We start from the raw sequence: 24,181 nt of genomic DNA on the forward strand, positions 1-24,181 counted from the left end.
GACACGGCCAATGGCTGATCCCTTTTATCTCACCACGGCGATTCACTATCCCAACGGCAGGCCGCATATCGGCCATGCCTATGAAACCATCGCTGCCGACGTGCTCGCCCGCTTTTACAGGCAGGCTGGGCGTGACGTACGTTTCCAGACCGGAACCGACGAGCACGGTCTGAAGATGGCTCAGAAAGCGCGCGACCTCGGCGTAACACCGAGAGAGTTGGCTGATGAAATGTCTGGTTATTTCCGTAGTTTGTTTGATGAACTTGATATAACGTATGATCGTTTTATTCGTACAAGCGAGGACGAACACCATCGCGCCAGCCAGGCAATCTGGACAGCGATGGAGCGCAATGGAGATCTTTATCTTGATCGGTATGAGGGCTGGTATTCGATCCGAGACGAAGCCTATTACGATGAGAGCGAGCTGACCGACGGTGAGGACGGAGAAAAGCTCTCACCACAGGGAACGCCAGTCGAATGGACCGTTGAAGAAAGCTGGTTCTTCCGCCTGTCCGCCTATCAGGACAAATTGCTGTCTCTCTTCGAGGAAAATCCCGATTTCATTCGCCCCGAGAGCCGTCGCAATGAGGTGATGCGCTTTGTCGAAGGCGGCCTGCGCGATCTTTCGATAAGCCGGACAAGTTTTGACTGGGGCGTGAAAGTGCCCGGTGCAGAAAATCATGTGATGTATGTCTGGGTCGATGCGCTTACGAATTATCTCACCGGACTTGGCTATCCTGATGAAACTGAAGATCTTGCCAAGTTCTGGCCGGCTGATCTGCACCTGATCGGCAAGGATATAACGCGTTTTCACACTGTCTATTGGCCCGCATTCCTGATGAGCGCAGGAATCGATCTGCCCAAACAGGTTTTTGCCCATGGTTTCCTGCTCAATCGCGGGCAGAAGGAAAGCAAGTCATTGGGCAATGTTACCGATCCCGGCGAACTTGCGCAGCTTTATGGGGTGGACGTGCTTCGCTATTTCCTGCTGCGCGAATTTTCTTTCGGGCAGGATGGCAGCTATTCACGAGAAGCCATCGTAAATCGATCAAATTCTGAACTCGCAAACAGTTTTGGAAATCTGGCGCAGCGCACGCTTTCGCTGATCTTCAAGAATTGCGGAGGCGCCCTGCCTGCAGTGATTGGCCAGGATGACGTTGACGAGGCTCTGATGGCGCATATCGATCGCGTGGTACGTAAAGAGATGCCTGCAGCATATACCGAACTTGCCTTTGCGCAGGCACTGGAAGCATGGATGGGCGCTGTATCTGCCTGCAATGCCTATATCGATGCAGCAGCGCCCTGGGCGTTAAAGAAGACCGATCCGGAACGGATGGAGCAGGTGCTGGCCACGCTTTATACCTGTATTGCCCAGCTCGCTGTTTCGGTCATTCCTGTAATGCCAGGGTCAATGGCGAAACTGCTGAATGCGATGGGCGTGGAGAACAATCTGCGCGATCCGCAAGCCATCGGGTCTGCATGGTATCCTGCAATGGCGCAAATCGGCTTCACGCTCGAAAAACCGCAGGGCCTGTTTCCACGGCTCGATTTGCCGGAGACGGAAGAGGATGTGGCTTGATGCTGATCGACAGCCATTGCCACCTCAATTACGAGGGACTGATAGAAAGGCAGACCGAAGTCCTGTCCACTGCCAGAGCCGCTGGAGTGACGGGCTTCCTCAATATTTCCACCCGTGAAAGCGAATGGCACGATGTCGTGGCCACGGCAGAGCGTGAACCCGACGTTTGGGCCACGGTCGGCATCCATCCGCATGAGGCTGACCAGCATGCTGATCTTGGCCGCGAAGTCCTTTTACGCGCAACGGACAATAGCCGCGTTGTCGGTCTTGGTGAAAGTGGACTGGATTATCATTACGATAAATCGGACCGCGCCGTGCAGCAGGATCTTTTCCGTATGCATATTGGCGTGGCGCGTGAAACCGGACTACCGCTGGTGATCCACACACGCGATGCTGGTGATGATACTGCGCAAATCCTTTCAGAAGAAACAGGGAAGGGGGCCTTTCCCGCGCTCATCCACTGCTTCACCGCCTCCCCTGAATTTGGAAGGACGGTGCTTGAGCTTGGCCTAACTATATCCCTTTCAGGTATAGTCACCTTTAAAAATGCCAAACAAATACAAGAATTCGCTAAGGAAATCCCGGAAGACAGGCTGTTGGTGGAGACGGATAGCCCCTTCCTCGCTCCTGTCCCTCATCGAGGCAAGCCGTGTGAACCGGCATTCGTGCGAGACACGGCTGAATTCATCGCAGATTTGCGCGCCACCACTGTTGCAGATCTCGGCAAGCTGACATCCGACAATTTCTTCCGTCTGTTCAACAAGGCCGTGACGCAGGCCTCGGCGTGAAGTTGATAGTGCTTGGATGCGGCACGTCGACTGGTGTCCCAAGGGTTGGCAATGATTGGGGAGCCTGCGATCCGGATAATCCCAAAAACCGGAGGACGCGCGTTTCAATAATCGTCCAGAACGATCAGGGCTCGCGTCTCTTGGTCGATACTTCTCCCGATTTAAGACACCAATTGCTCGCACAAGATATCGGGAAGATCGATGGCGTGTTCTGGACCCATGATCACGCAGATCACTGTCACGGCATCGACGATCTTCGCGCGCTCCGATTTGGCCGCAGCAACGCGATACCGGGCTTTTCGTCCACGGAAACGATGCGGCGTTTGCAAAAGCGTTTCGATTACGTCTTCGAGGGCCAACATGGCTATCCGACCATCGTCGAAATTGCTCCTGTAGAAAATCTACGAATGCATGCGGGCTTTGGCGTAGATTCAATGGAGATGCCGCACGGCCCAATAAACACAACCGCGTTTAAGTTCGATGCTGATGGGAAATCAATAGGTTACGCGACGGACTTTAGCGAACTGACCGATGAGATGGTGACCTTTTTCAAGGACGTGAACATTTTGGTCTGCGATTGCTTACGCCGTCAGCCGCATCCGACCCATGCCTGCCTCGCCACAGCGTTGGAGCTTGCCAAACGGAGCAAGGCCGGGAAAACCGTCCTCTCGCATCTCGACAAGAGCATGGATTATGCAACCCTGAGTGAGGAGATACCCAAGAACGTTCTGGTTGGGTATGACGGTATGAAATTGCTGGCGTAAGGACTTAAGGCAGATGGGCGGAATTGGCGAAGGACAAATTGTCTCAATAATCGCGCTGGTTGGCTGGCTAGTCCTGGCACTTGGCGCATATCAGTCTCATCAGATGGATTTAAGCAAGACACTACGCATCGCATTGACTTGGAGTGCAATTTTTGCAGGGATTACCTTTGGCTTCAGCCTCATCATGTAGCCCTCATGCCGCAAGCCGATTATTCCTCATTTAACATAATATATATTATCGTCCTTATATTGTCCAAATTTGCAATGCAAGATTTGCAAGATTTAGAGCGTCCCTCATTATGTCAGACCAACTCCATCGGCTCCTTTCCATCATGGCGCGCCTCCGTGATCCCGTCAGCGGTTGCGAATGGGATGTCGCCCAGGATTTCTTATCCATCGCACCATACACCGTGGAAGAAGCCTATGAGGTCATGGATGCGATCGAACGCGGAGATATGGAGGACTTGCGCGGAGAGCTCGGCGACCTTCTGCTTCAAATTGTGTTTCATGCGCGCATGGCTGAGGAAGCAGGACATTTTGTTTTTGAAGATGTCGCCCGATCCATCGCAGACAAGATGGAAGCCCGACATCCACATATTTTTGGTGATGAATCCGGCGAAATGGACACTGCGCGGTGGGAAGACCTCAAGGCTGCAGAGCGTGCGCAGGAAGGCTCGTTAAGTGCGATGGACGGTGTTGCAACCGCCCTGCCAGCCTTGCTTAGAGCGCAAAAACTGCAAAAGCGTGCCGCGCGTGACGGTTTTGACTGGCCCGACACGCAGGGCCCTGCTGCCAAATTGGCCGAGGAAGTGATCGAACTGCAGGAAGCTGCGCCTTCGGAGAAGCCAGAAGAAGCCGGAGATCTGCTTTTTGCCGCCGTCAATCTTGTGCGTGCATATGGAATTGCGCCGGAAGATGCATTGCGCGCGGCAAATGCAAAGTTCGAAAGGCGATATCGCGAGATGGAAGAATTGGCCGGGGGCGATTTTGCCGCTCTCGACCTCGACGCGCAGGAAGCTCTCTGGAAACGCGTCAAACGATCTGAATTTTAGTCGTCAAGCGCTTCAAATCGCCCGAATTCCTTCTGTGTCAGTCGCACATCTATTCGTCGTAATGGCCCGTCTTCGCCCTGCCCAGCACCCTCTTCGTCAAGCACTTCACCATGAGCGTGCAGCCACGCGATGCGGGCGCCATCACTGGCAGGGATTACGAACGCATAGGTTCGTGCACCCTTGGTCAGTATAGCACCTAACCGGTCACCAAGCGCATCCACTCCGGTGCCGGTGATCGCTGAAATCGGGATAACGCTATCGTCTGTAGAGGCGATTGTCTGAAGCTCGTCTCGCCTTTCTTCATTCAGCAGATCCCACTTGTTCCACACTTCGATGACAGGGGCATCAACTCCCTCCCCTTCTTCATTAACCACACCCAGATCGGCAAGTACGGCGAGCACTTGCCGCTTTTGTTGCACGCTATCCGGATTGGCAATGTCGCGCACATGCAGGACGATATCGGCCGCGGTGACTTCTTCCAATGTGGCGCGAAACGCAGCTACAAGCTGTGTAGGCAGATCGGAGATGAAACCAACCGTGTCCGAGAGAATTGCCTTCTCCACGCCGGGCAGGCCGATCGCGCGCATGGTCGGGTCCAGAGTGGCGAAGAGCAGATCTTCCGCCATGACATCAGCTCCGGTCATCCGGTTGAACAGCGTTGATTTGCCTGCGTTGGTATAGCCTACCAGGGCGATGACGGGCCAAGGTGCCCTACCCCGACGTTTGCGATGCAATTCGCGGGTTTTCCGGACCTGTTCAAGCTCTCGCCGCAATTTGCCCATCCGATCACGGATCATCCGTCGATCGGCCTCAATCTGCGTTTCACCGGGGCCGCCAAGGAAACCAAAACCGCCGCGCTGACGCTCTAGATGGGTCCAACTGCGAACAAGGCGACTCTGCTGATAATCGAGATGCGCAAGCTCAACCTGCAAACGGCCTTCAGCCGTCGCCGCGCGCTCTCCGAATATTTCGAGGATCAGTCCGGTACGATCGATGACCTTGCGGCCAATCTTTTCTTCCAGATTGCGCTGCTGAATGGCAGATAGCGCGCCGTCCACAATGACCAGCTCCGCTTCATGCAATTCGCAATCGGTTGCAATCCGCTGCACCTGTCCCTCACCGAACAAGGTGTTGGGCCGGACGACGCGGACGTTGAGTATGTAGCTTTCAGCAACGACGATTCCGATTGCCAGAGCCAGGCCGCGCGCTTCTTCAAGCCTGGCAGTCGGATCCTCGCTGCTGCGTTGGCCACGGATGTCCGGGCACACGACAAGTGCCCGCGCCCCGCGGGTTACTTCGCCGTCAATGTCATCATCTACTATCAGGCGGATTGGCCTTCTTCACTGGACAAGTCATCTACAAAACCATCGCCAGTCAGATCGACATGGCTTGCAGGCTGGATGGTCGAGACGGCATGTTTGTAAACAAGCTGCACATATCCTTCACGTTCCAGAAGCATGCAGAACAGGTCATAAGCAGCAATGCGGCCCTGTAACATCACCCCATTGACGAGGAACATGGTCACCTGAACCGCGGCATCGCGCACACGGCTGAGGAAAATATCCTGCAACAAACGCTGTTTGCGATTACCGTCAAAGCCATTGTCGAAATCATCGGCATCGAGCGGCTGGCCCGGCATGATTGTGGAAATGGCATGTTTGTAAACAAGCTGAGATTGTCCATCGCGCCGCAGCAGTATCGAAAAATTGTCGAACCATGTGACAATGCCCTGTAATTTAACCCCTTTCACAAGAAACATGGTCACAGGGGTCTTTTCGCGCCGTAAATGATTGAGGATCAGATCCTGGAGGCTGCCGCCCTTGGCAGCGTTCCCGTTCCCTTTCTTCGCAACGGGTGCCAAATCGGATTCCGGTTCCTTCACAGGCTTGGGCCGTGCCGACAATGTGCCCTTGGTCATTCAAGTGACTCCAGTAATTATTGGCATTCTGTCTGGCAGAACGCATTCAGGCCAACCTGCGATTGCTTTCCGATCGCAGGGCAGCCGGTGTTATTGTGCATGTGCAACACGACACGTCTATAAGTAATTTTCGAGACTGGCAAAGAGTTCCGAGGCAGATGCAGGATATTTTGCAGCGCCTAATCCTTCTCGTCTTCTCCGTTACGTTCATTCATCCCGAGCAGTTTGAGCTTCCGGTGGAGGGCTGAACGCTCCATGCCGATGAAGCCCGCGGTCTTTGAGATATTTCCCGAAAAGCGACGGATCTGGATGCGAAGATATTCGCGCTCAAAGCTTTCGCGTGCTTCGCGCAGCGGTACGCCCATGAGGCTGGACATGCCTGTTCCATTATCTGCAGAACGACCGGTGATCTCCTCTGGCAGCATCTCCGGTGAAATCGTCTCGAATTTCTCTCGAGGGGCGAGGATGACTGTGCGTTCAATCACATTGCGAAGCTGCCGGACATTGCCCGGCCAGTCATAGGCCTGCAGTGACGCCATTGCTTCAGGCTTGATAAATGGCGGTGTCAGCCCCTGATCGCGCGCGTATCGAGTGAAGAAATGTTCCGCCAAAGCGGGAATATCATCGCGTCTTTCAGACAGGGGAGGAATATCAATGGGCACGACATTAAGCCGATAAAACAGATCCTCACGAAACTTCTTTTCCTCAATCTCCGTCAACAGATTGCGCGCGGTTGACGAGACGACGCGCACGTCTACACCGACCTGCCTATTGCCGCCAACGCGGACAAAACTCTGCTCTGTGAGCACGCGCAGGATGCGTGCCTGCGTATTTTCGGGCATATCCGCCACTTCATCCAGATATAGCGTTCCGCCATCCGCCATTTCCAGAAGACCGGGGCGCACGAGTTTGCCGTCTGCCTCCTCGCCAAACAATTCATGTTCGAACTTGTCGGGCGTGATACGCGCCGAATTGACCGTCACAAAAGCCTTGTCCGCACGTGAACTCCAGGCATGAAGCAGTCGCGCAGCAACCTCCTTGCCCGCCCCTGCCGGTCCGCTGATAAGCACTCTGCTACCCGTATTCGCGACGCGTTTCAGCGTGGCCCGCACCTGATTGATGATTGAAGAATTGCCGGTGAATTCATCGGGTGACGCCATGCCTTCGCGCAGACGTTCATTTTCTCGGCGCAGACGCTGTGTTTCCGTCGCCCGTTCGACAAGATGGAGCAATTTGCTCGCCTCGAATGGCTTTTCAATGAAATCCATTGCCCCGCGTCCGACTGCGGAAACGGCTGTATCGATATTGCCATGACCAGAGAAGATGATGACGGGCAAATCGGGTTCGCGCGCCTTCATCGCATCGAGCACCTCCAACCCGTCTCGCGGCGAACCATGTAGCCACACATCCAGCAGCACAAGGCTGGGGCGGCGTTCATCGACCATCGCGATGGCGCTTTCGCTGTCTCCAGCCGTTCGACATTCATAGCCCTCATCGCTCAGGACGCCGGCCACAAGGTCGCGAATGTCCCGCTCGTCATCGACCACAAGGATGTCGAGAGCCATTAGTAATTCCTTCCGGTTTTCATTCGTTCCCTTCCTCTCCACCACCCTGCCCCGCAGGATGGATGGCGAACCGCAGGCTGACCTGCGTTCCGCCTTCGGGAAGACTGGTGAACCCAAGTTCACCGCCATGTTCTTCAACAATTTTTTTCACGATAGCGAGGCCCAGGCCGGTGCCCTTATCGCGCGTGGTGACATATGGCTCGATCACATTGACCCCGCTTTGCGGCAAGCCAATGCCCGTGTCCGACACGTCTACCTGAAGGAAACCATCATCGGAGCTGACTGCAACCGCGATCTTGCCGCGCCAGTCCAGCGGGGCGTCCCGGCGGCGCGTTTCAATAGCCTCTGCCGCATTCTTCAGTACATTGGTCATCGCTTGACCAAACTGGTGACGATCGCATTCGATAGGCGGCACATCATCCTGGGTCGAAAAAGAGTAGGTGATGTCATTTTGCGCAACTTCCTGCAGGAACAATGCCTGCCGAACGAGGTCCACTGCATCTTCCTGACGAAACACCGGCTTGGGAAGCCGTGCAAAACTGGAGAACTCGTCCACCATCTTGCGCAAATCACCCACCTGCCGGATGATCGTGCCGGTAAGCTCGTCAAACAATTCGGAATCCTGTTCGATCTGCTTCCCATATCGACGTTTGAGCCGCTCTGTCGCGAGTTGGATCGGGGTGAGCGGATTCTTGATCTCATGCGCGATACGCCGCGCAACATCGGACCATGCGGCCTGCCTCTGATCGAGCAACTGGCGCGTGATATCCTCAAAAGTGATCACCATGCCTTCAGTTGCAGGTGACAGCTGCACTGCCAGGGTGAGCAATTCACCCGCCCGGCTGAACTGGATAATCTCGCTTGCCGATCCTTCGCGCAGCATTTTCCCGATCTCGGGAAGAACCTCTTCCAATCGCCGCCCGAGGATGGAAGCGTCAGGTTTATCAAGCAAGAGATGTTGAGCCGAACTGTTCATCAGCAGGACGCGCCCTTCTGCATCCAGCGACACGATGCCCGCAGAAATCGATTCCACTACAGCTTCAATAAAGGCGCGGCGCTCGGCCAATTCATGATTGGCTCCCAGCAAGGCATCGGTCTGCCGTTCTATCTGTGCTGACATGCGGTTGAAAGCGCGGTTGAGCAGGCCGATTTCGTCCTGACCGGTGCGGCCATCCACGCGCATCGCGTAGTTTCCGCTGCCGATTTCGCCAGCAGCATCGGCCAGATCGGCCAGCGGTCTCACCTGCCTGTCGGCAAAACGAAGCGCAGCATAAACCGAGATACCCACCAAGGCGAGCGACACGAGGAATAATGCAACGTTGAATTGCAATTGCAGGACGCGGGCTCGCTGGGTGAGATCAGCATAGGAACTCACCACGTTCTGAGCTTGCGTGTACAATCGCGCTGCTTCGGGTCGGGCGTCGCGTGCAGCATAGAAATAGAGATCAAGATCGCGATCGAGCAAGGTTACAGCCTCGATCCGTTCTGGCGAGGACGTGACAACGAATGGCTCGCCATCGCGCAGGCGGTCCATCGCATGTTCACTTATCCGATGGCGTTCCCTGTTGTCATCCGGATCAGCCGAAGCAAGCAGGCGAAGATCACCATCATTGGCGCGCAGCAGGATCGCACTTTCGCTCAATTCGCGGGCATATAATTGGAGGAAATACTGGTCGGAAAACTCCGAACTGGTGATCGGCACGTTCTGCATGACAAAGCGCATGTCGCCGGCCATTGCCACGGCCTCGTCACCGACTGAACGCTGGTTCTCGTTATAATACCCCTCCGCCAGTTCATTGGCATTTTCCATGATTCCGCGGGAATCTGCGGAAAACCAGAATTCGACGCCCGACTGGAATAATATTGAAGCAAATACGGCGACAAACAGGGTTGGGATTGCCGCGATCAGCGAAAAGAAAAATACCAAATTCACATGTAGTCGCGCTGAAGTCCCGCCAGCGCGATTGATGGCCACCCGACGGCCCCATAGGACCACTAGCCCCAGCGCCGGAATGAGCGTGCCCAGCAGCAAGGCCGCGGCTTCGCTCGAGGGCATGAGATCGTTATTATTGGCCCGTGCAACAATCGCGAAATAGCCAGTGACTAGCATCGCCACCAGGGCAACGCCGCAGAGGATTTCCAGCCATAAGAAGAGGTTCATCCGACGCGCGGCGACCTGCACGCGCCGCCACCAGCGCGATCTCCTCGGTGCGGTTCGTTCCGCTTCAGGGATAGGCGTGCTCGCCACGTTGCAAGCTTACAACAGCACTGTTGCCAATGTGCAAGTGCTTTTCTGGCAGAATGACATCAACCCGGGGTGAATTCTTCGGGATCGATTTCCAGTTCCAGCAACCGTTTGCGCAAAGTATTGCGATTGATGCCAAGCAATTGCGCCGCCTTCAGCTGATTCCCGGCGGTGCGCTCCAAGGCGTAGCGGAACACCGGTTTTTCCAACTCCCCAAGTGCGGCGTGGTAGAGTTCTCCATCGCGAAAGCTGTGAGTTTCCAGCCACTGGGCGACAATGCCCGCGATATTGCCCTGCCCTGCCCCATGAAATGGTTCGCTATCACTCGCGCTATCATCCAGCACTCCAACAATGGTCTCAGCGTCGATGGTATCATTCCGGGCGAGCAAAGCCGCGCGGTAAACCAGATTTTGCAATTCGCGCACATTGCCGCGCCAGCTTTGCTGCTCGAGAAGTCGCGCAGCATCCTTGGACAAGGTGCGGCGTGGCAGGCCATCCTGCGCAGCCTTTTGAAGAAAATGTCGAGCGAGAGCCTCCACATCATCCCTGCGTTCGCGCAATGGGGGAAGCTTGATGGGCACCACGTTGAGACGGTAATAGAGATCTTCGCGAAAAGCACCGGATGATATCAGCGGCACCAGATCTCGATTGGTCGCCGCGACAATCCGTACATCGACATCGATTTCCTCATTCCCGCCAACGCGCCTGATTCGGCCCGACTGCAACGCTCTGAGAAGCCGGGTCTGCGCCTCTGCAGGCATGTCGCCAATTTCATCGAGAAACAGCGTCCCTCCATTCGCTTCTTCAAATTTGCCAATATTTCGCGCGGTGGCCCCTGTAAAAGCGCCTTTCTCATGGCCGAATAACTCGCTTTCGATAAGCTCTCTCGGAATGGCAGCCGTGTTGACCGGGACGAAAGGTCCGGATTTGCGATTGCCAAGGTCATGGATTGCCTCTGCTACCAGTTCCTTGCCCGTGCCGCTTTCGCCCAGCACAAGGACGGTGAGATTGTTATTGAGGACGCGCGTTATCAGGCGATACACATCCTGCATCGGCTGGCTGCGCCCGATCAATGGCAGACCCGTCTGTTGCTCATCAGAATCGAGCGCTGCTGACCTTCGCGTCTCTGCAGCCTGCCGAGCAGCCCGCACGACCTCATCAAGGTCGAAAGGCTTGGGAAAATATTCGAATGCACCCCCATCGGTGGCTCGGACAGCCGTATCGAGCGTGTTCTGCGCCGACAGAATGATGATAGGCATTTCGGGAAAGGCAGAGCGCACCTGTGTCAAAGTATCAATGCCGTCGCCATCAGCCAGCATGACATCGGTCAGCATGACATCATAGGCACTTTCTGACAGCGCCTGATCGCGGCCTGCTACGCTGTCGCGCACCGCGACGGCAAACCCTTCAGCTTCGAGCCCGGCGACAATGACGGTCGCGATGGCATTGTCGTCTTCTACAAGGAGTGCCTGTCGGCCCATGATTGTCTATTCCCTCCGGATTTAGCGCGACATGAGGAGATGGATGCGAAAATGCGTCCATCCACCAGCCTCATCGCGTTCATGGCTGACACGACCATTCATGTCGCGGACCAACCGCTGCACAAGTGCAAGCCCAAGGCCCTGTCCATTGGATTTGCTGGAGACGAATGGTTCGAAAATATAATCACGCAGAGCCGGATCGATGCCCGGTCCATTGTCACTCACCTGCACCTCTATAGGTAGCCGCACCGGCAGCCCCAGACGGATGACATTCATGACCAACCCGCTGACAAAACGAGTGCGAATGACCACCTGCGGCGCGTCCGAGGCCGATGCGGCATCGCGGGCATTAATCATGAGATTGACCAGCACCTGCACCAGCGCGCCCTGATTGGCGAGCACTGGCGGTAGCGATGGATCGAATTCCTCGCTCCATGTAACGCCGTTATCTGCTGAAATCTTCACCGTCTCAAGCGCGCGGCGGATAGACGCGTGCAAATTTACCGGACTAACCGGTTCGGACTTTTCTCTGCCCAATCGCTGCATCCGGTCGATAAGCTGGGCGATGCGGTCCACTTCATCGGTGATAAGGCGGGTGAGCTTGCCCTGCCCCTCATCCGCCTTGCGCGAAAGCAATTGTGCTGCTCCGCGAATGGCGGCCAAGGGGTTCTTGATTTCATGTGCCAGGACCGCCGGACCGCGGAGCGCAGGGCGCCGCTCCTGCTCCCCGAACCTCTCTCCCTGCGTGGCATCGGACAGAGTGACCATCCGCCAGCCGGGGAAGGTGCCAATCGAGGATAGGCTCAGATTTACACGCAGCCGCTTGTCACCGACCTTGATATCAATTTCCCGCGCAAGCATCTGCGCACCGGGCTCGCCCAGCACTTGCCTGATGCGGTCTTGCTGCACTTCGAGAATGTCGAGAAGGTTGCGGCCAGTCAGGCGAGAAGCGCTGATACCAAGCAGACCTTCGGCTGCGGGATTGACCTCTGTGACGATCATCTCGGGAGATAGTAGCAATACTCCGAAGGTGAAGCTTCCGATTTGCTCCTTGGAGCCTGGCACGGTGCCCTTCAGGCCCGTTTCACTCACGCGGCGCAGCGCCTGAGAAACGGATCAAAAAAACGTTCGACCTCGCCCAACACCTGCCGGGCATCGTCGATGAAATTGACCTTGTGACGAAAATCCGCGCTGCCGTGCATGCCCTTGGTATACCAGCCAAGATGTTTGCGGGCGATCTTCACGCCGACAGCCTCGCCATAATGTTCGAGCATGCCGTTATAATGTTCGACTAGTGTTTGATAATGCTCGGCGAAACCGGGACTCTCCAGTTTCTCGCCCGTACGCCACCAATGCATGACCTGACCGAGCAGCCACGGTTTGCCATAGGCACCGCGTCCGATCATCAACCCGTCGGCACCCGATTGGGCCAGCGCGGTGGCGGCATCGCTGATTGTGCAGATATCGCCGTTTACGACAACCGGGATCGATACGGCGTCCTTCACCTTGCGGACGAAGGACCAGTCAGCACTGCCCTTGTACATCTGGTTCCGCGTGCGTCCGTGGACGGTGACAAGCTTCACGCCCAGATCCTCGGCAATATGTGCCATTTCAGGGGCGTTCAGGCTGGCATGGTCCCAGCCCATTCGCATCTTTACGGTAACAGGTACCTTCACCGCCTTTACCGTCGCTTCCATCAATTTTCGCGCAAGCGGCACCTCGCGCATCAACGCGCTGCCAGCATATTGGCCCACCACCTTGCGCACGGGACAACCGAAATTGATATCGATGACAGCGGCGCCCTGATCTTCACTCAGGCGCGCGGCATCTGCCATGCTTTCAGGATCGCAGCCAACAAGCTGCATGGATACAGGGTCCTCGCTCTCGTGCCACCGGGCTTTCTGGATCGACTGTCGTGTTTCACGGATGGCGGCCTCGCTCGCGATCATCTCGGTCACGTTGAGGCCTGAACCATAGCGCCGGACCAATTGCCGGAAAGGCATGTCCGTCACGCCCGTCATCGGCGCGAGCACGATGGGGCAATCGATCCGCACGGGGCCGATATCGATGGGCGTGATCGCCGGTGGGGTGGGATTAAGGGTGGTGTCCATGCCTGTGCCTAAAATATGGGCATGGTATAGATGACAAAGCTAGAAAAACAACCGCCGCCACGCCCCTTGATCGAAATTACGCCCGAGATGATTGACGCCGGAGTTTCTGCGCTTGCTGAGTTCCAAGAAGGAGATGGTTCAACTCTTGCTGAGCGCGTCAGTGAGGTCTTCTTGCACATGATCTCGCGCAGCATGCTCAATAATAGCGTTCAGGATTGACCAGACTTGGTTACCCAATTCATGAATTTCGCTAGCAAGCTGTCCGATCTCAGTGGCGCTGAGCCTTTTGTGCTTTTTGTCACCCTTCCAACGAACCATTGTTAGCGTTGTTTCGGCACCTTCCTCGCCATGATGCGCTCCATGCACCACCTGATTCCTCCGGTCTGCTAAGCCATTTTGAAGGGCTTTTCGGACCTCGACGATACGCTTTGCAATTGACGGGTGAATGTTGTTTTGGCGAGCGAGGTTGATCGCCATTGTCGCTCTGGGGAGTATATCCAGACCGCCGTAAATGATATGTCCCTTTTCCATGTCGGTAGGATCGACTGTGCAAATCAGGCCAAGTAGTGTCATCTCAAGTCTAGCCCACTGCACACAAACCTCGCCGATGCTGGCAATTACTGCCACCCGACCAGGAACTTGGATTTTATTTTCAGGCATGACAGACACCGATCAAAAACGAGAAGACAACGTGCTAAAGCGGATGCTGAATACGCCGCCAAAGCAGGACGAGAAAAAGCGGCCTAGCAAAGCCAAGCCGCAAGAGTCTCAATCAAAATAACGTTTTCGGCGCTTCCCGATCTTTCTGGGAAATGTGGCCTTCTTAGGCGGCGCTTTCACTAGTCCGCCGATAGATGAGGCGCTTGCCGATAGCGCCAAGCAGGCTTTCATCAGCACGTTCGAAGTCAGTGAGCTTGCGGGTGTTGTAACGGAAATCGAACTCGCTGGTGTAACGGTGCAAGTGCGCTTCACTGACATGGTGATATACGCCGATGATGCCGCGCTTCAGGAGGGAAAAGAATCCTTCAATAGTGTTGGTATGGATAGCGCCACGGACGTATTCGCCACGCGAATGCACCACAACGCTATGCTTGCCGAACTCCTTGCCGACGCTTCTGTAACCGCTGTGTTCGTCAGTCATGAGATAGGAATAACGATCTACGTTAGCGACGAGTGCGCCGCGCAAGGTTTCTCCAGTGACTTTGGCAACATGGAACGAGCGAACCTTACCGCCACGCTCCACCAGCGAGACGACAGGTTGCTTGCCGTGGAAGGGTGAGAGGTTTTTGCCGCTCACCTTGCGCTGCTTGTGCTTCTTGTTGCTGTGCTTGCCGCCGATGTAGGTTTCATCGGCCTCCACAAACTTACCGAATCCGCCAATCGGAGACTGATCTACGTCCTTCATGGCCTCACGGATGCGATGCATCATGAACCATGCGGTTTTGTAGGTAACACCTAACATACGGGCCATCTGATGGCCGCTAATGCCTTTCTTCGAGGCGCAGAGCATGTGGTTGGCAAGCAGCCACTTGTTGAGGGGAACCTTAGAGCGTTCGAAAACGGTGCCAACGGTCACGGTGTATTGCTGGCGACAGTCATTGCACTGGATCACGCCCTTACGGATCGTGCCTTCAGGGTGCGCCTTCGTCTTGCGTCCCTTCTGAGGAGGGAGTCGCTTTGCATTATCGCTGCCACAGTGCGGACATGTCGGGCCTTCCGGCCAGTGCAGAGCTTCCAAATGCTCGCGGGATGCGTCTTCGTTTTGGAAGCGAGGGGCGAAAATGTCGATTGCGTTTTCCATGGATTATCAATGACTGACAACCGCTGCTTTGTCAAGTATACAATTGCCTAAAATATGGGCAGGCGCATAGTGGATTGCGAGCTTCGCCTCAAGCAGGTAGCGCGCTTTGCCATATGTCGCTCCCACCCCTCCCCCCTGATCCACGCGTTGCAGCCGTCATCGTGGCGGCTGGCAAAGGTGAACGTGCCGGGCAATCACTTCCCAAGCAATTCGCGCAATATCGCGGCCAAGCTGTGGTGAGACAGGCGGCAGCTGCCTTGCTGAAGGCAGAGGTTGGCTCTGTCTGTGTTGTGATACCCGCCGGTAGGGAGGAATTGGCAGAAAAGAGCCTATCGGGGCTTGAGCGCACGCATATCACAGTCGGCGGGTCGACGCGTCAGCAGTCAGTGCTGAATGGTCTGCGTTCAATTGACACAGATTATTTTGACATCGTCCTCATCCATGATGCGGCGCGCCCTGATTGCCCGTGCGAGGTGGTCACACGACTGATTGATGCGTTGAAAGATGCCGAAGGAGCTATTCCCGTTCTGCCAGTGATCGATTCGATGATTATCGCGGATGGCGACTACATGGGCGCTGATGCAAAGCGCGAATCCATGCGCCGGGTGCAGACCCCGCAGGCGTTCCGATTCAAGGCAATTCTCGCTGCGCATGATCAATGGCAGAGCGATCTCCAGGCAGGGGATGACGCACAGGTCTTGCGCGCAGCTGGAGGCGAAGTCGCCCTTGTCCCCGGCGACGAGCGTTTGCACAAGCTGACTTTTGCGAAGGATTTCACAATCGAACATTCCGCCGAGCCCTTGCCGCTAAGAGTTGGCACCGGATATGATGTTCACCGACTGGCACCGGATGAGGAAATGTGGCTGTGCGGCGTGCAGATTGACCATCCCGCCGGCCTTTCCGGTCACAGCGATGCCGATGTCGGATTACATGCAGTGGTCGATGCTATCCTTGGCGCCATCGCGCAGGGCGACATAGGCCAGCACTTCCCGCCCAGCGATCAGCAGTGGAAAGGCGCACCATCTTCGCGTTTTGTCGAACATGCGGTCAAACTGGCAGACGAAGCGGGATGGCGGATCGGCAATGTCGACTTGACCCTGATCTGCGAGGCGCCGAAAATCGGCCCACATCGTGACGCCATGCGTTCTAACCTTGCGGGTATGCTGGGCATTCCGATAAGCTCGGTCAGCGTCAAGGCGACGACGACAGAACGGCTGGGTTTCACCGGGCGCGCGGAAGGAATTGCCGCACAGGCAATCGCCAGCCTTGTCGCAATTACTCAACGGAGCTGAATCTCGATGCAAGCAATCCAATCACTGTTCCCTGATGACATCGTGGCAATGGCCAGGCGCGTTGTTGAAGAGAATGCTGCAATTGGCCGCAAAATCGTGCTGGCCGAAAGCTGCACCGGCGGGCTGGTCGCAGCTGCCATCACAGAAATTCCCGGCAGCTCTGCCGTGCTTGATCGCGCCTATGTCACCTATTCGAATGAGGCGAAGCAGTCAGATCTGGGCGTGCCGCTGGATATTCTCGACGCGTTCGGCGCGGTCTCGGTTGCCTGCTGCTTTGCGATGACACAGGGCGCGCTGGAACGAAGCGAAGCCGATGTCGCCGTTGCCGTCAGCGGGATTGCGGGGCCTGATGGCGCAACCGATCTGAAACCGCTGGGCACCGTAGTTTTTGCCAAGGCCATCCGTGGAGAAGAAAAGCCTGATGCGGATGAGCGTCTGTTCGCCGGCGAAAACCGGTGCGGAGTGCGGCTTCAGGCGACGCTTTGTGCGCTTGAGCTATTATTGCCGTAGAGTTCTTCGGCACGCGCTTCGAATGCGGTGACCATCTTGCGAAAGGCGCGGTCGATATATTGGCCCGCCATTTTCTCGAACAGCAAGTTCTTGAAAGCAAAATCGACGCAAAAATCTATCTCGCAACGATCTTCATCAAGGGCGCGGAAGGTCCAGTTATTGTCGAGATCGCGCAAAGGGCCGTCGACATAATGCACATTTATCGTGTGCGGGCGGGTTTTCTCTACCTTCGATGTGAATTTTTCCCGCAGCGACTTGAAGCCGACCAGCATATCTGCCGTCATCTCCGTCTCGCTGTCATGGCGCACCCGCGTTGCGACGACCCACGGAAGGAATTCCGGGTATTTGTCGACATCGGCAACGAGGTCGAACATCTGCTCCGCGCTATACGGAAGCTGACGGGTTTCACGTATCGACGGCATCAGGCGTTCTGCTTGGCCAGCCTTGTTTCGCGCGCGGCGCGCATCTGCGCGAAATCATCGCCCGCATGATAGCTGGACCTGGTTAGCGGCGTCGAGGCGACCTGGAGAAAGCCCTTGGCGCGGGCAATCGCTCCATAAGCGCCAAATGCCTTGGGCGTCACGAATTCTTCGACAATCGCGTGCTTGGGCGTGGGTTGCAGATATTGCCCCATAGTCATGAAATCCACATCGGCGCAGCGCATGTCATCCATCACCTGATGCACTTCCAGTCGCTGCTCACCCAATCCCAGCATGATGCCGGACTTGGTAAAGATCATCGGATCATGGTGCTTCACCTCTTCCAGCAAACGAAGTGAAGCGTAATAGCGCGCACCGGGCCGGATCGTCGGATAAAGACGCGGCACCGTTTCCAGGTTGTGGTTGTAGACATCTGGCCCCGCTTCGCAGATCGCCTCTACCGCCCGGCGCATTTTCCCGCGAAAATCGGGAGTCAATATCTCGATTGTCGTCCTGGGTGTCTCGCGGCGCAGCGCCTTGATCACTTTTACGAATTGCGATGCGCCTCCATCGGGCAGATCATCGCGGTCCACGCTGGTGATAACGATGTGCTCCAGCCCCATCTTGGCCGCGGCGACAGCCGTATTGTCTGGCTCCATTGGGTCGACGATGCGTGGCATGCCTGTCTTGACATTGCAGAAGGCGCAGGCGCGGGTGCACACATCGCCCAAAATCATCACGGTCGCGTGCTTTTTCTCCCAGCATTCCCCGATATTGGGGCAAGCAGCTTCCTCGCAAACGGTGTTGAGGTTAAGATCGCGCATAAGCTTGCGCGTCTCATGATAGCCCTTGCCGGTCGGAGCTTTCACCCGGATCCAGTCCGGCTTTCGTTGGCGGGCCGGGCTTCCGCCTTCGGGAGATGGAGTGTTGGCAAGATCGTTCATCGCGAGCCTCACTTAGGCTCCCGCCCTGCCTCGAGCAACCCGTAGCAACCAACTGACTTGCTAAAATCGTAATTTCGCGGCAGCGGTGTTCTTCATGAAAAGCTTCAAAGAAATGGTTGCGGGCTATAGCCGTTTTCGCAGTGGCGATTGGGAAGAACAGCGCCAGCGGTGGGAGCAGTTGAAGGATGGCCAGTCCCCACAGGTCATGGTCATCGCCTGTTCTGACAGCCGCGTTGATCCCGCGCAGATATTCGACGTCGATCCCGGTGAGATATTCGTGGTTCGAAATGTCGCGGCGCTGGTGCCTCCTTTCGAGACTACGCCGGGTCGCCATGGTGTGTCAGCCGCTCTGGAATTTGCGGTCCAATTCCTGAAGGTCCGCGAAGTTGTGGTCATGGGCCATGGCATGTGTGGCGGGTGCAAGGCCGCGTTGACCCAGGATCTTCATGGCACCAAGCCGGGTGAAGGCGGGTTTGTGGCGCACTGGATCGATATGCTCGATTCGACGCGCGATCCCATTGCGAAAACGCTGGGCACCACAGGCCGCGAGGCAGAGCGTGCGATGGAACTGGCTGCCGTAAAGGTGAGCCTGGCCAATTTGCGCACTTTTCCCTGCGTGCAGGAGAAGGAGGCATCAGGCGAACTCGATTTGCGCGGAGCTTATTTCGCCATATCGGATGGATTGCTGCACCTGCTCGACGAAGACAGTGGAGAGTTTGCCCCAGCATAGCGATCGGGTGACTATTGCACTCGACCATGCAGGTTGCCATGTCCTCACTCATGCATGAAGCCAGCCTGAAGAATATCGCCCTCCTCATTGATGCGGATAATGCCAGCCACGCGGGCATTGATCCGGTTTTGACTGTTCTTGCAGAGCTGGGACAGGTCAACATCCGTCGCGCCTATGGCAATTGGGCCAAGCCCGCGCTGTCCAAATGGAACAAGATCACCCATCGGTTTGGCCTTCAGCCGATGCAGCAATTTGATCTTACCAAAGGAAAGAATGCCACCGATATCGCGATGGCTATCGATGCCATCGATCTGCTGAATGCAGGCAAGGTGGACGGTTTCGGTATCATGAGCTCGGACAGCGATTTCACACCGCTGGTTACACGCCTGCGGCAGGACGGGATGATCGTATACGGGTTCGGCAGGGACAAGGCGCCAGAGGCGTTCAAGACAGCCTGCACCCGCTACATTGATGTGGATCAGCTCATCCGCACAAATTCTTCCGATGAGAAACCGGGCCCGGATAATACGCTGGACGATGAGCTGATTGCCCTTCTCGGCGATGCGTGGAAAGCAGCCAGCCGCGATGATGAAGGATTCGCCCGCCTTCAGGAAGTGGGCCAGATTGCCGGCAACCGATCCAGCTTTGATGTCCGCAATTACGGCTTCAAACGCCTGTCAGACCTGATGCGCGCCGCCAGCGACAACTTCAAGATGGAGCGGCGTGACGACAAACAATTATATGTCAGACGCTTGCGATAGGTATCCCCTGCACGCCCTTCGGGCACAATAGCCGAGCTGATTCGTTGCTGCCTTGAACAAAAAATCGGGGAGCTTTGAATGGTCGACAAATCTGAAAAATTTGATTGGTTGGTGCGTGTTGGCTATTTTAGCCGCGCCATCCTTTACGCTATGCTGGGGCTTATAGCGCTCACCAGCGCCCAAAAGATCAGTCAGGGCACCGATGGCATTTTTCTTGCTATTGAAGATTTCCCCGCTGGGACAGTCATTCTCTGGATCATGGTAATAGGCCTTTTCGCCTACGCCCTTTTTCGCTTCGCCTCGACCGCTTTTGATATTGAGAACAACGGCAGCGATACCAAAGGCTGGGCCAAGCGCATCGGTCACGCTGGCAGCGGAATTGGCCACCTTGCGCTCGCATGGTCGGCTTATAAATTCGCCAGCAGCGAAGGCAGTTCTGGAGACGGTGGTGCGCAAAGTGCGGCGGCGGGCGTGTTATCTGTAGATTTTGGTGGCGTTGCTCTCGGTATCTTGGGCCTGGCGTTCTTCATCACAGCCATATTCCAGATCAAGAAAGGCATTTCAGGCGAATTCATGCACCGCATTTCGGCTGCTGCACCTGATGCAACGCGCTGGCTCGGCGCTATCGGCTATTGCGCGCGCGGTGTGGTCTATGGCGTAATCGGCTGGTCGCTTTTCAAGGCAGGTTTCATGTCGGGTGGTGCCCAGCAGGTGAAAACACTGGGTGACGCGGTGGCCAGCCTGGCGGGTCAGGGGCCGGTTTTTACATTGACGGCCATTGGCTTGTTGCTCTTCGGCCTCTTCAGCCTGGTGCTGGCGCAATATCGGATCATTCCTGATTTAGGGGCGGACGGCAAAGTTCCGCAGTTCAGGGCATGAACGATCAACCAGACCTCAACGTGAAAAAAGCGCATGGGCAGAAGGCCGCGCGTCTTTATCGGATGATGATGGAAGATCACATCTGCCCCTATGGCGTGAAGTCCAAATATCTTCTCGAAAGCAATGGCTTCACAGTTGAAGACATCCATCTGACCACGCGAGAGGAAACTGACAGTTTCAAACAGGCGCATGACGTCAAGACAACTCCCCAGACCTTTATCGGCGGGGTGCGCATTGGTGGATATGATGATCTGCGTGCCCATTTCGGTAAACCCGTCCCGAAAAAGGATGAGACAAGCTATAGGCCCGTTCTGGCCGTTTTTGCCGTGGCACTCGGTCTGGCGCTGTCACTCAGCCTGTGGTCGTTTGGCACCCCATTGACCATCCGCGCAGGCGAATGGTTCATCGCATTTTCCATGGCGATGCTAGCAATGCTGAAATTGCAGGACGTCGAGACATTCTCATCGATGTTTCTTGGATATGATATGCTGGCGCGGAAATGGGTGCCTTACGCCTATCTCTATCCCTATCTGGAGGCACTTGCAGCGATCTTGATGGCCGGGCGCATCCTTCCCTGGCTTTCAATCCCCGTGGCTTTGACTATCGGAACAATTGGTGCGGTCAGCGTGTTCTACGCGGTCTATATTCAGAAGCGTGAGATCAAATGCGCCTGTGTCGGAAGCAGTTCCAATGTTCCACTCGGTTTCGTCTCACTGTCAGAAAACCTCGCGATGGTCGGTATGGCGGTCTGGATGATCATAAGAATGGTAACGGTCTAGAGGAAAGCCAAAGCTACGGTAATCAGAGTTACCGCAATTGATTATCCGCCGCAGCTCACCGTCCCGCTGCCGGTGTACACCACGCGATCTAGCTGGTCATACAGCCACATTGTGCCGCCATACATTGTATCTTCAGTCTCATCACCCGGGATTTTTTCGTCGATTGCAAGGCGCAGCGCATATTGCCGACTGTTATATAAGGTGCGTGAATTGGCAGGCAATTCGCGTGAACCGGGATCGGCAGCAAACCGCACCATTTCGCCATCGATTTTCATATAGGCATCCACTTCGCGGGCGATCACCCTCACTCCCATGCTGGTGCCTGGCGCATAGGAGCACGCGCGGCCGAGCAGATCGTGGGACTCGATATCCGGATAAGTAATCGCTTCAGGCACTACTTCGCGCAACGGCAACCCTGCTTCATTCGCCTCGCGCACGCGATCAGCCATTGCGGCATTTTCTGCCTGCATTTCCGTTTCGGAAGCCGCTTCCGAACAGGCGCCCAGTGCCAGCGCCACTATCAAAAGCGGTGTGAACTTGCGCACGATCAATGCCTCCCGAACAATTTTTCAACATCATCCATAGATAATTTTACCCATGTCGGACGACCATGATTGCACTGTCCTGAGCGCGGGGTCGACTCCATTTCACGCAAAAGAGCATTCATTTCCGCAACTTCCAAGGTTCGACCTGCGCGAACGGACCCGTGACAGGCCATCGTGGCAAGCACATGTTCTATTTTCTCGCTCAACAATAGTGATGCACCATGATTGGCGATATCGTCTGCCAGATCGCGCAAGAGCGCCTGTGGTTCTGCTTTGCCGAGCACCCCGGGCAAGGCACGCACCAGCATGGCATCAGGACCGAAGCGTTCTATCAGCAGGCCCAGTTCTGCAAAATGTTCAGCCTGCTCCTCCAGCCGGTCACAGGAAGGTTCATCCAGCTCTACGACCTCGGGCATCAGCATGGCCTGGCTTGCCGCAACCTTGTCACCCGCGCCTGCGGCACGTAGCCGTTCGAGCACAATGCGTTCATGGGCTGCGTGTTGATCTACCAGAACCAGTCCGTCAGCAGCCTCGGCCACGATATAGGTCTTTGCGACCTGCCCTCGCGCTATACCGAGGGGATAATCTGCGATTCGCTCGGGCAGGTCTTGCGCAGCATGTGCCCTTCCCTGCGGCAGAGCATCGACACCGGCAGAACCATCGTTGGCCCTCGGATCACCCATTGCCTGCCATGTAACGCCCGCTTCGGCGACGCGCGCCTGCGACGGTGAAGTCCAGTCGCGGCCGGAAAAAATAGAGCGCAGCGCAGGCGACTGCTCATCGGAAAAGGGTTCTGCCTGCCAGCGCCCCATTGCGCCACTGTCGGGTGCTTGTGCGCTTCGTCTGTCACCGGTGGAAAGCGCCTGCCGCAGTCCGCTGACGATGAAACCGCGCACGCCCGCCGCGTCACGAAAGCGCACTTCGGTCTTGGCAGGATGCACATTCACATCCACATCGGCGAACGGAATTTCAAGAAACAGCGCCAGCACTGCGTGCCGATCCCGCGCCAGCATATCCGCATAGGCACCGCGCACCGCCCCTGACAGCAACCTGTCTTTGACTGGGCGACCATTGACGAACAGATATTGATGATCGGCAACGCCGCGATTGTAAGTGGGCAGGCCTGCGATGCCGGTGAGACGCATCACGCCCTCACCACTTGGCCGCTCCACGTCGATCTGGACGGCATTGTTCGCCAATTCGCGCGCAACGATCTGCGCCACGCGTGCCGGCACCTCCTGCCCCTGCTGCACGGCAAATATCCGGCGCTCACCATGTTCGAAGGTAAAAGCGAGATCGGGCCGCGCCATTGCAAGGCGCCGGACCACGTCATAGCAGGCAGCATATTCACTACGCGCGGTTCGCAGGAATTTTCGCCTTGCGGGGATTTTTTCGAAGAGTTGCTCCACTCTGACTCGCGTGCCTGGCGGAAGTGCAGCGGGGCCTTCAGCCGTCAGAGCGCCGTGATTGACCACGCGCTGCCAGCCTTCGTCACTTTCGCGGGGCCGGCTTTCAAGGCTTAGTTTCGCAACGCTGGCAATGGAAGGCAGCGCCTCTCCGCGAAATCCGAGCGTTGCCACCTGCTCTATCGCTTCATCGCTCAACTTGGATGTAGCATGACGTTCCAGCGCCAGCGCCATTTCGTCAGGCGACATGCCACAACCATCGTCTGTGACCTCGATTGAACCCAGCCCCCCCTCAGTGATGGCAATGCTTATCCGCCGTGCTCCGGAATCGATGGCGTTTTCCACTAATTCCTTCAAGGCGGAAGCCGGACGTTCGACAACTTCGCCTGCGGCAATACGGTTTACGAGCGTTTCTGGAAGGCGACGAATTTGCGGCATTTGACGACTGTATAGACGACTGGATGCTTTTTCGAGGCGAAGCGGGGTAAAACTATGCGCTTGTCGACAAAAATTTTGGCGTTTCCTGTCATCCCGCGTTAAGGGCGTTGCACTTCGCGATGCGCAGGCTTCCCATACCTCGCTCTATGCTGTCCCGGCGACCATTCAGACTAC

At 56.1% G+C, this 24,181-nt stretch carries 24 protein-coding genes; 11 read left to right on the top strand and 13 right to left on the bottom strand.

What is annotated here, in order from left to right; translation table 11 throughout:
• Window positions 1–10: 10 nt before the first annotated feature.
• From metG to mazG, 5 genes are all read left to right on the top strand, one after another.
• Window positions 11–1,579, top strand: coding sequence for a methionine--tRNA ligase (metG, locus tag CP97_RS10080; protein WP_048885831.1), 1,569 nt, complete (start codon window positions 11–13; stop codon window positions 1,577–1,579).
• Window positions 1,579–2,367, top strand: coding sequence for a TatD family hydrolase (locus CP97_RS10085; protein WP_048885832.1), 789 nt, complete (start codon window positions 1,579–1,581; stop codon window positions 2,365–2,367). Before metG ends, CP97_RS10085 begins: the two co-directional genes overlap by 1 nt.
• Window positions 2,364–3,131 carry an MBL fold metallo-hydrolase gene (locus CP97_RS10090; RefSeq protein WP_048885833.1) on the top strand — a complete coding sequence of 256 codons (768 nt, stop codon included), beginning with the start codon at window positions 2,364–2,366 and terminating at the stop codon, window positions 3,129–3,131. Before CP97_RS10085 ends, CP97_RS10090 begins: the two co-directional genes overlap by 4 nt.
• 13 nt (window positions 3,132–3,144) lie before the next feature.
• Window positions 3,145–3,321 (top strand): hypothetical protein, encoded by a 177-nt coding sequence (locus CP97_RS16380; RefSeq protein WP_169807765.1) that lies wholly within the window; start codon window positions 3,145–3,147, stop codon window positions 3,319–3,321.
• Between the two features lie 109 nt (window positions 3,322–3,430).
• Entirely contained in the window at window positions 3,431–4,183 is a 753-nt protein-coding gene (mazG, locus tag CP97_RS10095) for a nucleoside triphosphate pyrophosphohydrolase (protein WP_048885834.1), read from the top strand.
• Here mazG and hflX read toward each other — a convergent pair.
• The 9 genes from hflX to CP97_RS10140 all read right to left on the bottom strand — a co-directional run bounded on the left by hflX (window position 4,180) and on the right by CP97_RS10140 (window position 15,304).
• Window positions 4,180–5,451, bottom strand: a complete 1,272-nt coding sequence (hflX, locus tag CP97_RS10100) for a GTPase HflX (protein WP_048885835.1) — start codon at window positions 5,449–5,451, stop codon at window positions 4,180–4,182. The two genes, mazG and hflX, sit on opposite strands and share 4 nt — an antisense overlap.
• A gap of 53 nt (window positions 5,452–5,504) precedes the next feature.
• Window positions 5,505–6,101, bottom strand: a complete 597-nt coding sequence (gene hfq / locus CP97_RS10105; RefSeq protein ID WP_082863797.1) for an RNA chaperone Hfq — start codon at window positions 6,099–6,101, stop codon at window positions 5,505–5,507.
• A 179-nt stretch (window positions 6,102–6,280) separates the two neighbouring features.
• Entirely contained in the window at window positions 6,281–7,666 is a 1,386-nt protein-coding gene (gene ntrX / locus CP97_RS10110; RefSeq protein ID WP_048885836.1) for a nitrogen assimilation response regulator NtrX, read from the bottom strand.
• A gap of 19 nt (window positions 7,667–7,685) precedes the next feature.
• Complete coding sequence (locus CP97_RS10115) at window positions 7,686–9,914, bottom strand: sensor histidine kinase (RefSeq protein ID WP_335622362.1); 2,229 nt, start codon at window positions 9,912–9,914, stop codon at window positions 7,686–7,688.
• 59 nt (window positions 9,915–9,973) lie between these two features.
• Window positions 9,974–11,392, bottom strand: coding sequence for a sigma 54-interacting transcriptional regulator (locus CP97_RS10120; RefSeq protein ID WP_048885838.1), 1,419 nt, complete (start codon window positions 11,390–11,392; stop codon window positions 9,974–9,976).
• A gap of 21 nt (window positions 11,393–11,413) precedes the next feature.
• A complete protein-coding gene (locus tag CP97_RS10125; RefSeq protein WP_227819576.1) occupies window positions 11,414–12,484 on the bottom strand; it encodes a two-component system sensor histidine kinase NtrB in 1,071 nt (356 codons plus the stop codon).
• On the bottom strand, window positions 12,481–13,503 hold the full coding sequence (gene dusB, locus CP97_RS10130; protein WP_048885839.1) for a tRNA dihydrouridine synthase DusB: 1,023 nt from the start codon (window positions 13,501–13,503) through the stop codon (window positions 12,481–12,483). The genes CP97_RS10125 and dusB overlap by 4 nt, the downstream gene beginning before the upstream one ends.
• 138 nt (window positions 13,504–13,641) lie before the next feature.
• On the bottom strand, window positions 13,642–14,163 hold the full coding sequence (locus CP97_RS10135; protein ID WP_048885840.1) for a hypothetical protein: 522 nt from the start codon (window positions 14,161–14,163) through the stop codon (window positions 13,642–13,644).
• 163 nt (window positions 14,164–14,326) lie between these two features.
• Complete coding sequence (locus tag CP97_RS10140; RefSeq protein ID WP_048885841.1) at window positions 14,327–15,304, bottom strand: IS1595 family transposase; 978 nt, start codon at window positions 15,302–15,304, stop codon at window positions 14,327–14,329.
• A gap of 113 nt (window positions 15,305–15,417) precedes the next feature.
• On the opposite strand from CP97_RS10140, the gene CP97_RS10145 reads away from it, so the two are divergent.
• Window positions 15,418–16,596 (top strand): bifunctional 2-C-methyl-D-erythritol 4-phosphate cytidylyltransferase/2-C-methyl-D-erythritol 2,4-cyclodiphosphate synthase, encoded by a 1,179-nt coding sequence (locus CP97_RS10145; protein ID WP_048885842.1) that lies wholly within the window; start codon window positions 15,418–15,420, stop codon window positions 16,594–16,596.
• 6 nt (window positions 16,597–16,602) lie between these two features.
• Window positions 16,603–17,106, top strand: coding sequence for a CinA family protein (locus tag CP97_RS10150; RefSeq protein ID WP_048885843.1), 504 nt, complete (start codon window positions 16,603–16,605; stop codon window positions 17,104–17,106).
• Here CP97_RS10150 and CP97_RS10155 read toward each other — a convergent pair.
• Together CP97_RS10155 and lipA are read right to left on the bottom strand one after the other, a co-directional pair.
• Window positions 17,067–17,528, bottom strand: coding sequence for a type II toxin-antitoxin system RatA family toxin (locus CP97_RS10155; RefSeq protein WP_048885844.1), 462 nt, complete (start codon window positions 17,526–17,528; stop codon window positions 17,067–17,069). The genes CP97_RS10150 and CP97_RS10155 overlap by 40 nt on opposite strands.
• Entirely contained in the window at window positions 17,528–18,469 is a 942-nt protein-coding gene (gene lipA / locus CP97_RS10160) for a lipoyl synthase (RefSeq protein WP_048885845.1), read from the bottom strand. The genes CP97_RS10155 and lipA overlap by 1 nt, the downstream gene beginning before the upstream one ends.
• Before the next feature lie 94 nt (window positions 18,470–18,563).
• Here lipA and CP97_RS10165 point away from each other — a divergent pair, with 94 nt between their 5' ends.
• The 4 genes from CP97_RS10165 to CP97_RS10180 all read left to right on the top strand — a co-directional run bounded on the left by CP97_RS10165 (window position 18,564) and on the right by CP97_RS10180 (window position 21,618).
• Entirely contained in the window at window positions 18,564–19,199 is a 636-nt protein-coding gene (locus CP97_RS10165) for a carbonic anhydrase (RefSeq protein ID WP_048885846.1), read from the top strand.
• Between the two features lie 38 nt (window positions 19,200–19,237).
• Window positions 19,238–19,960 carry an NYN domain-containing protein gene (locus CP97_RS10170; RefSeq protein ID WP_227819577.1) on the top strand — a complete coding sequence of 241 codons (723 nt, stop codon included), beginning with the start codon at window positions 19,238–19,240 and terminating at the stop codon, window positions 19,958–19,960.
• 78 nt (window positions 19,961–20,038) lie between these two features.
• Window positions 20,039–20,839 carry a DUF1206 domain-containing protein gene (locus CP97_RS10175; RefSeq protein ID WP_048885848.1) on the top strand — a complete coding sequence of 267 codons (801 nt, stop codon included), beginning with the start codon at window positions 20,039–20,041 and terminating at the stop codon, window positions 20,837–20,839.
• Window positions 20,836–21,618 (top strand): MauE/DoxX family redox-associated membrane protein, encoded by a 783-nt coding sequence (locus CP97_RS10180; protein WP_048885849.1) that lies wholly within the window; start codon window positions 20,836–20,838, stop codon window positions 21,616–21,618. The genes CP97_RS10175 and CP97_RS10180 overlap by 4 nt, the downstream gene beginning before the upstream one ends.
• A 41-nt stretch (window positions 21,619–21,659) precedes the next feature.
• Here the strand turns inward: CP97_RS10180 and CP97_RS10185 are convergent, their stop codons facing one another.
• Complete coding sequence (locus CP97_RS10185) at window positions 21,660–22,163, bottom strand: hypothetical protein (RefSeq protein WP_063612417.1); 504 nt, start codon at window positions 22,161–22,163, stop codon at window positions 21,660–21,662.
• A gap of 2 nt (window positions 22,164–22,165) precedes the next feature.
• Window positions 22,166–24,007 (bottom strand): DNA mismatch repair endonuclease MutL, encoded by a 1,842-nt coding sequence (gene mutL / locus CP97_RS10190; protein WP_048885851.1) that lies wholly within the window; start codon window positions 24,005–24,007, stop codon window positions 22,166–22,168.
• Window positions 24,008–24,181: the final 174 nt, after the last annotated feature.

This window comes from Aurantiacibacter atlanticus, assembly GCF_001077815.2.
Taxonomy (GTDB): domain Bacteria; phylum Pseudomonadota; class Alphaproteobacteria; order Sphingomonadales; family Sphingomonadaceae; genus Alteraurantiacibacter; species Alteraurantiacibacter atlanticus.